Genomic DNA, 7,313 nt, shown 5'->3' with positions numbered 1-7,313 from the left:
GGCGGGCGGATCCGGACTGTGCGGGCGGCGTCTCGGGCCGGCTCAGTGGTGCCCGTCGTGCCCCGGCACCGTGCCGTCTGGTTTGGCTATCAGCAGCAGGCCCGCCATGCCCATGTCGGAGTGGCTCTGTACGTGGCAGTGGTACATCCACGCGCCGGCGCCCACGCCCTCGCCCGCGATGAGCTGGAGGCCGAAGGAGTCTGCCGGTCCTGTGATCTTGTTGTCGATGACCCGGCAGGTGTCCTCGGGGCCCTCCAGCAGCCCGGTGCGGTTGTCGGCCCAGCGGTGTCCGTGGATGTGGAACGTGTGGTAGTACTCACCGTGCGTGATCATGATGATCTCGACGCGGTCACCCACCGTGGCCTTGAAGTCGGGGCCCTTGGTGAGGTTGTTGGTGGTCATGTCGTTGAAGACGATGGTGAACTGCCGGTCGGGGTCGGGCAGGATGTCCCCCTCGCGGCGCACGATGACGGGCCCGTAGAGGCCGGCCATGATGCCCCCCGTGCCGTGCTCGGAGCCGACGACGTGGTCGTGGTAGTGCCAGTACCCGGCGCTGCCGGGGCGCCACGTGCCGTCCTTGCGGCGCCCCGGGGCGTGGGTGCGCCAGGTGTAGGTGCGCTTGCCGCCCGGCTCGACGTGGCTGTCGTTCATCTTCGTGCCGTCGTTGTCGATGTCGTAGTCGACGCCGTGCGGGTGGAGGCTCGCGGCGACGTCCATGGTGTTCTCGAACTCGACGTGCAGGGTGTCGCCCTCGACCAGCTCGATCAGCGGTCCGGGAATGGTGGCCTTGCCCTTCTCCAGGCCGTATCCCATCTGCCCGTCGGGCAGCTTCTCCGCGTACATCTTGATCCGGCGGGTCTCGCCCCCCTTGCCCGCGCGGCGCAGTTGCCCGGATGCGGCGGGGGCCGCCTGTGCGGTGCTCGTCCCGGCCGTCAGCCCGGTGCTGCCGACGGCTGCGACGGCGCCGCCTGCCAGGAGGCGTCTGCTGAAGGTGCGGCGGGTGTGGGTGTGCGCGTTTCCGGTCATCGTTCTCGTTCTCCCCGGGCGTGAGGCCGTTGGTGCGCCGGCGTGGAGCCAACGTGAGTGCGAGTGAGTCGAGTTGACGGATCAGTCTGGGACCGTAGCGCTGCGCCCGGAGTTTATCCACACCCTGGACAAAGTTCGTCGAGTTGTGGTCATAGCTCTTGGCGAACCACCGAAAGAGGTCTAGCTTCTGCCACGTTTCTGTGACAGAAGAGGGGTGGATCACTTATGCGGCACCAACCGCATACAAAGCGGGCCAGACCCCGGCGCAGAAGGATCGCCGCGCTGCTGGCCGGGACACTCGCCGCCGGGCTGCTCAGCGGCCCCGCACTCGCCGGGCCGCCACCGGACACGCCCGTGCAGAAGCTGGCCCTGCCGAGCCCGCCGGGCGGCGAGGACGTCCGCGTACTGGTCTTCCACGGCGCCACGGGCGAGGAGTCCCCCACCGTCAACGCCGCCATCGAGGCGATCGAGAAGATCGGCGGGCAGGGCCCGGCCCAGGAGCACTTCACGATCTCGGCGACCGACAACCCGGCGGTCTTCACCAACGCCAAGCGGCTGGGCCGCTTCAACGCGGTCGTCTTCCTCACCGGCGACGGCGACGTGCTCGACCCCGAGCAGGAGGCCGGCCTGGAGAGCTTCATGGAGGCGGGCGGCGGGTTCCTCGGCATCCACGACGCGGCCCGCGCCGAGCCGTACTCGGACTGGTTCACCGGGCTGATCGGCGCCCGGCCCGCCGAGCACAGCCCCGCCAAGGCGCAGCGGGCCGTGGTCGAGGTCGGCGACCGCGAGAACCCGGCGACCAAGGAGCTGCCCGTCGAGTGGAAGCGGCTGGACAAGTGGCTCAACTGGAAGGAGAACCCGTCGGGCAAGGTCCACACGGTCGCCCGCGTCCGCGCCAACAGCTACGACCCGGGCGAGGACGGCGGCGGCTGGGACCACCCCGTCTCCTGGTGCCGTGACTACGACGGCGGCCGGTCCTTCTACACCGCGATGGGCGGCACGGCCTCCAGCTACCAGGAGACCGACTTCCGCACCCACCTGCGCGGCGCCCTGATGTGGACGACGCGGCTGGCGCGAGCCGACTGCCAGGCGGCGATCTCCGACAACTACGAGGCCACCCGGCTGACCGAGCCCAACCAGCCGGGGAAGCACGACCAGATCGGAGAGCCGCACGGCCTGGTCACCGCGCCCGACGGACGCGTCTTCTACATCGGCCGCGGCGGCGAGGACGCCTCGCAGCCCGTGGTCACCGACTGGGACGACCCGGACATCGGCAAGGGGAAGGGCACGGTCCACGTCTGGGACCCGAAGACGGAGAAGGTCACCCTCGCGGGCGAGTTGACGATCTTCGGCAACAAGGGCGGCGGCGACGAGCTGGTCAAGAACGAGGAGGGGCTGCTCGGCATCGAGCTGGACCCGGACTTCGCGCGCAACGGCTGGGTCTACCTGCACTACACGCCGCACAGCGAGATCAACCGGGACACGCACATGGCCGAGCGCCGCGTCTCCCGCTTCACCCTGGACCAGGAGACCAACAAGCTGGACCTCGGCTCGGAGAAGGTCCTGCTCAAGTGGCCCGTGCAGATCCACAGCTGCTGCCACGCGGGCGGCGGCATGGCGTGGGACTCCAAGGACAACCTCTACATCGCCACGGGCGACAACAACTCCTCGCAGTTCAGCGACGGGTACTCGGGCAACAACCCGGAGCCGGACTTCAAGGGCGTCTCCTTCGCGGACGCGCGCCGCACCGCAGGCAACACCAACAACCTCAACGGCAAGATCCTGCGCATCCACCCCGAGGACGACGGGACCTACACGCTGCCGGAGGGCAACCTGTTCACCGGCAAGGAGCCGGACGAGGGCGGCGGCAAGACGCGCGGCGAGATCTACGTGATGGGCGTGCGCAACCCGTCGCGGATCTCCGTCGACAAGGAGACCGACACCCTGTACGCGGGCTGGGTCGGCCCGGACGCGACCGAGCCGAGCGAGACGTGGGGCCCGGCCAAGTACGACACGTTCGCCAAGATCACCGAGGCGGGCAACCAGGGCTGGCCGTTCTGCATGGGCAACAAGCAGCCCTACCGCGACCGCAACCTGCCCGACCCGAGCAAGCCGCTGGGCTGGTACGACTGCGACCACCTCAAGAACGAGTCGCCCAACAACGACGGCCTGGTCGACATCCCGCCCGCCAAGCCGAACAACATCTGGTACTCGCCCCAGGGCGGTGCGCCGGACTTCCCGCGCGACGAGAACGGCGTGCCCAGCTACAAGCTCGGCGAGCAGGAGCTGAAGCTGGACTGGCTCAAGGGCGGCGGGCAGGCCGCGATGAACGGCCCGCTCTACCGCTACGACGCCGACAGCGACTCGAAGGTCAAGTGGCCCTCCTACTGGGACGGCAAGTGGTTCGTGGGCGACCTGTACGACGGTGACCAGCCGCGGCACGCGCTGCTGATGCCCGAGGGCGGCGAGACCGGTGCGCTGCCGGCCCACGCCGAGAGCCTGGATCAGATCGTGCCGGTCGGCGAGGGCGGCATCCGCAACCTCATGGGCTGGAAGTTCGGCCCTGACGGCGCGCTCTACGTCCTCGACTACGGGCGCGGCTTCTTCACCTCCGACGACAAGTCGGCGCTGTGGCGGATCACCTACAAGGGCGGCGAGCCGACGCCGGCGCCCGGTGACATGGCCGAACCTGCGCTGCGGAAGGGAGCGGGCCGATGAGCGCGAGGCCCCTGGGAAGACGACGGGAAAGACGGGAGCGCGCCAGGCTGCTGACCGCCGTGGTGGCGGCGCTGCTGATGGTGCTCGGGCTGACCTCCGCGACGGCGTGGGGCCAGGGCCAGGCGCCCGCGGCGGCACGCGCCGACGACACACCGAAGGCGGCGGACCAGGTGCTGACCTGGACGGCCGACGACGACATGACCAAGTACGCCTCGGCTCCGGCGACGGCCGTGGCGGGCGAGGCGACGATCGTGTTCGAGAACAGCGAGGCCACCGGCAACACCACCGGGATGTCACACACGCTCACGTTCGTCACCTCGGACCCCGACTACAACCAGGACGTCAGCCTGAACATCCTGGCCTCGCCCGCGGACGCCGAGGGCGGCAAGCACACGGCTCAGGTCACCCTCACCCCGGGCACCTACAAGTACCACTGCACGATTCCGGGGCATCAGCAGATGCAGGGCACCCTCGTGGTGACCGGCGGGGAACCGGGTGAGGACACCACACCGCCGGAGACCTCGGCCACCGTCGAGGGAGAGAAGGACGCCGACGGCAACTACCTGGGCACCGCGACGGTCACGGTGACCGCCTCGGACGCGGACTCCGGCGTCGACACCATCGAATACGCGCTCGACGAGGGCGAGTTCCAGGCCTACACCGAGCCGGTCACCGTCACGGACGTGGGCGAGCACACGCTCCGCTACCGCGCCAAGGACAAGGCGGGCAACGCGGCGGAGGAGAAATCGGCGAGCTTCACCGTCGTCGAGCCGCCGAACGTGGACACCACCCCGCCGACGACCGAGGGCAAGGCCGAGGGCAAGAAGAACTCGGACGGCAACTTCCTCGGCAAGGCGACGGTGACGCTGTCGGCGACGGACGACAAGTCCGGCGTCGAGAAGGTCGAGTACGCGCTCGACGGCGCCCCCTACCTGGCCTACGGCGATCCGCTGGTCGTCGACCGGGCCGGGCACCACTCGGTCGCCTACCGGGCCACCGACAAGGCGGGCAACACCTCCGAGCCGCGCACGCTCTCCTTCCGCATCGTGGCGGGCGGCGGCGTGCCCGCGCCGAACTGCCCCGAGTACGACGAGCGGGAGACGGTCATCGTCGGCACCATCGACACCGGGGTGCCCAACCGGATGACGCAGCGCCGCTGCACCGTCAACGAGCTGATCGAGGACGAGAAGGAGTGGACCTCCCAGGCCCTCTTCCTCAAGCACGTGCGTGGCGTCACCGAGGACCTTCTCGACGAGGGCGTCCTCGTCCCCCGCGAGCGGAAGCTGATCAACCAGGCCGCCAAGCGCTCCGGCATCGGCACGCCGGGGCAGAACACCGGCTACCGCGACCTGTTCGACGGCAGCGAGGAGTCGTTCGCCGCCTGGGAGCAGGTCGGCGGCGGCAAGTTCGGGCTGAACGAGGACGGCTCCATGACCAGCGACGACAGCGTCGAGGGCATGGGCATGCTCTGGTATCCCCAGCGCCGGTACGGCGACTTCTCGCTGAAGCTGCAGTTCCGCGACGACGCGCCCGGTGACGGCCGGGCCAACGGCGGCGTCTTCGTCCGCTTCCCCGACGTCCACGACCACCCGGAGGAGTCCCGGCCCGAGTGGGTGGCCATCAAGTACGGGCACGAGATGCAGATCCTCGACCGCCCCGACGGGGACATGTACAAGACCGGGTCCGTCTACGGCTTCGACCGCGTCGGCCTCGCCGGTGCCGGTGTGACGCCGAAGGGCACCTGGAACGACTACGAGATCCGGGTGATCGGCCAGCACTACCAGCTCTACCGCAACGGCACACTGATCAACGAGTTCGAGAACGACCGCGGTCAGGCCTTCAACCCGCCGCGCGACGACGACCCGGGCACCGACGGGCGCCGCTACGCCTCCGGGTACGTGGGCCTCCAGGTCCACAGCACCACCGATGTGATCTCCTACCGCAACGTCCGCGTCAAGGAGCTGTAGCACCGACAGCGCGGCAGGGCGGTAGCGGTCATCCGACCGCTACCGCCCTTCGCGCTCCGTCTCCCCCGCCGCCTGCCGGGGTTGACCCGGCGGCGCGCCCGGTGGGCGTCAGGCCTGGCGCTGCTCCGGGAGGCCCATGTGGGCGGTGAACTCCTCCGGGGTGCCCTCGTAGCCGCGCAGCACGGTCTTGAGGTGCCACTCCCCCGACTCGCCCCGGGCGAACTCCGCGACGGTCGCCGCCGTGGCGCTCTCGACGCCCGTCAGGTCGCTCTCCGACAGCTCCTCGTACCCCTCGCGGATATGTACGGCGGTGTTCTCGATCTGGCCGAAGGTCTTGCGGCCCTCGCCCTGCTGGATGGCGACGCCGACCACGACGCGGACGTACGTCTCCGCCAGCCGGTCGAGTTCGAGGGTCATCACCTCGTCCGAACCGAAGCCCTGTCCTGTCTTGCTGTCGCGGTTCAGCGTGATGGTGCCGTCCGGCGAGCGGCTGTCGAAGTGGACGAGGTAGTCAGGGTCGCCGTACGGGGCGTCGGCGGTGTAGGTGGCGGCCACGATGTCCAGGTCGTGGTCCGGCTCCCCCATGGGGCTGGGGTCCCATTTGAGGGTGACCTCCACCTTTTCGAGGCCCTTGTTGAGACTGCTCACCGTGCACCCCTCCTCGTCCCGCTTGCTCGCGCGGCCGTGCGCCGATTCGTGTGGCCGTCCCATCTTGCCACGTCAACGCCGTCCGGCTCAGGAGAGTTCGCGCCCGAAGTGGGAGCACCGAAGACCGGCCGCTCCCCCGCGCGGGCGCCGGCTCGTCCGCGAGGGCGCCGGTGCCCCCGCGAGGGCGCCGATTCGCCTGCGGGCCCGGCTCGCCCGCGGGCGCGGCTCGGCCGCCTGACGTCCCGGCTGCCGCCCGGCCCGGTGAAGCGGGCGGCATAGCCCCTCGCAGCGGGGTACCCGGCGCCTCATGAGTGCCAAGGCGACCCTTCCGAGAAGTGGCGACTTTCCGGGCCCCGCCTCGCCGGGCGACCTGTCCGAGCCGGTGGCGCACCTGATACGCGAGCAGATGGAGTCCGTGGAGAACGACCTGCGCGCCGAGGTGCGCGCCAGGCTGGGCAACCGCGCCCTGAAGCTCAAGGCGGGCGCCGGTGTCCTCGCGCTCTACGCGGGCGCGGCACTGGCGGTGGCGATCGGCCTGCTGCTGGCGTCGGTGATGCCCGGCTGGGCTGCCGCCCTGGTCGTCACGGCCCTACTGGCGGCGTGCGCCCTGGCGCTGCGCAACGCGGCGCGGGGCACACCCCGCGACCGCACGGGTGCGGCGGCTCCCGGCGCCGTGTCCGCCGGTCCCGACCGGGGCGCGGCCACGGCGGCACCGGGCGCTTCCGCGCCGGGCGCGGCGCCCCCGCCGCCGCCCCACGGCGCGGCGTCCGCCACTTCGGGAGCGGGCGCGGCAGCCGAGGAGCCTCCGCGCTCGGAGGGGGCCGGATCGCGGGTGCGGGAGACGACCGACGCCGATGCCCCGGCCGCCCGGCGCCAGGGCTCCCGGCCCGCTGCGACCTCCACCGCTCCCCAGGGCGACGCCGCTGGGCTGCCGCCCGCCTCCGGGACCCGCAC

The 7,313-nt window shown here is 70.8% G+C and carries 5 protein-coding genes; 3 read left to right on the top strand and 2 right to left on the bottom strand.

Going from position 1 to position 7,313, the window contains the following annotated elements:
• Nucleotides 1-42: 42 nt before the first annotated feature.
• The gene (locus tag AB8Z75_RS27410; protein WP_369206561.1) at nucleotides 43-1,026 is read right to left on the bottom strand and encodes a multicopper oxidase domain-containing protein; all 984 of its coding nucleotides are present in this window, start codon (nucleotides 1,024-1,026) and stop codon (nucleotides 43-45) included.
• Nucleotides 1,027-1,251: 225 nt separating this feature from the next.
• Between AB8Z75_RS27410 and AB8Z75_RS27405 the strand changes: the two genes are divergently transcribed.
• Nucleotides 1,252-3,744: a ThuA domain-containing protein gene (locus AB8Z75_RS27405; RefSeq protein WP_369206559.1), complete on the top strand. Its 2,493-nt coding sequence runs from the start codon at nucleotides 1,252-1,254 to the stop codon at nucleotides 3,742-3,744.
• On the top strand, nucleotides 3,741-5,711 hold the full coding sequence (locus AB8Z75_RS27400; protein WP_369206557.1) for a family 16 glycoside hydrolase: 1,971 nt from the start codon (nucleotides 3,741-3,743) through the stop codon (nucleotides 5,709-5,711). The genes AB8Z75_RS27405 and AB8Z75_RS27400 overlap by 4 nt, the downstream gene beginning before the upstream one ends.
• A 108-nt stretch (nucleotides 5,712-5,819) precedes the next feature.
• Here the strand turns inward: AB8Z75_RS27400 and AB8Z75_RS27395 are convergent, their stop codons facing one another.
• Complete coding sequence (locus AB8Z75_RS27395) at nucleotides 5,820-6,359, bottom strand: TerD family protein (RefSeq protein ID WP_369206555.1); 540 nt, start codon at nucleotides 6,357-6,359, stop codon at nucleotides 5,820-5,822.
• A 307-nt stretch (nucleotides 6,360-6,666) separates the two neighbouring features.
• Between AB8Z75_RS27395 and AB8Z75_RS27390 the strand changes: the two genes are divergently transcribed.
• On the top strand, nucleotides 6,667-7,313 hold a 647-nt coding region (locus AB8Z75_RS27390; protein WP_369206553.1), incomplete at its 3' end, for a phage holin family protein.

Source organism: Streptomyces sp. PU-14G (genome assembly GCF_041028275.1).
Classification (GTDB): domain Bacteria; phylum Actinomycetota; class Actinomycetes; order Streptomycetales; family Streptomycetaceae; genus Streptomyces.
The sequence above is the reverse complement of the archived record's forward strand: the minus strand, read 5'-3'. Positions and strand labels throughout refer to the sequence as shown.

Coding starts and splice junctions, on each gene's coding strand:
- AB8Z75_RS27405 (WP_369206559.1), top strand. CDS start 1,252: ATGCGGCACCAACCGCATACAAAGCGGGCCAGACCCCGGCGCAGAAGG.
- AB8Z75_RS27400 (WP_369206557.1), top strand. CDS start 3,741: ATGAGCGCGAGGCCCCTGGGAAGACGACGGGAAAGACGGGAGCGCGCC.
- AB8Z75_RS27410 (WP_369206561.1), bottom strand. CDS start 1,026: ATGACCGGAAACGCGCACACCCACACCCGCCGCACCTTCAGCAGACGC.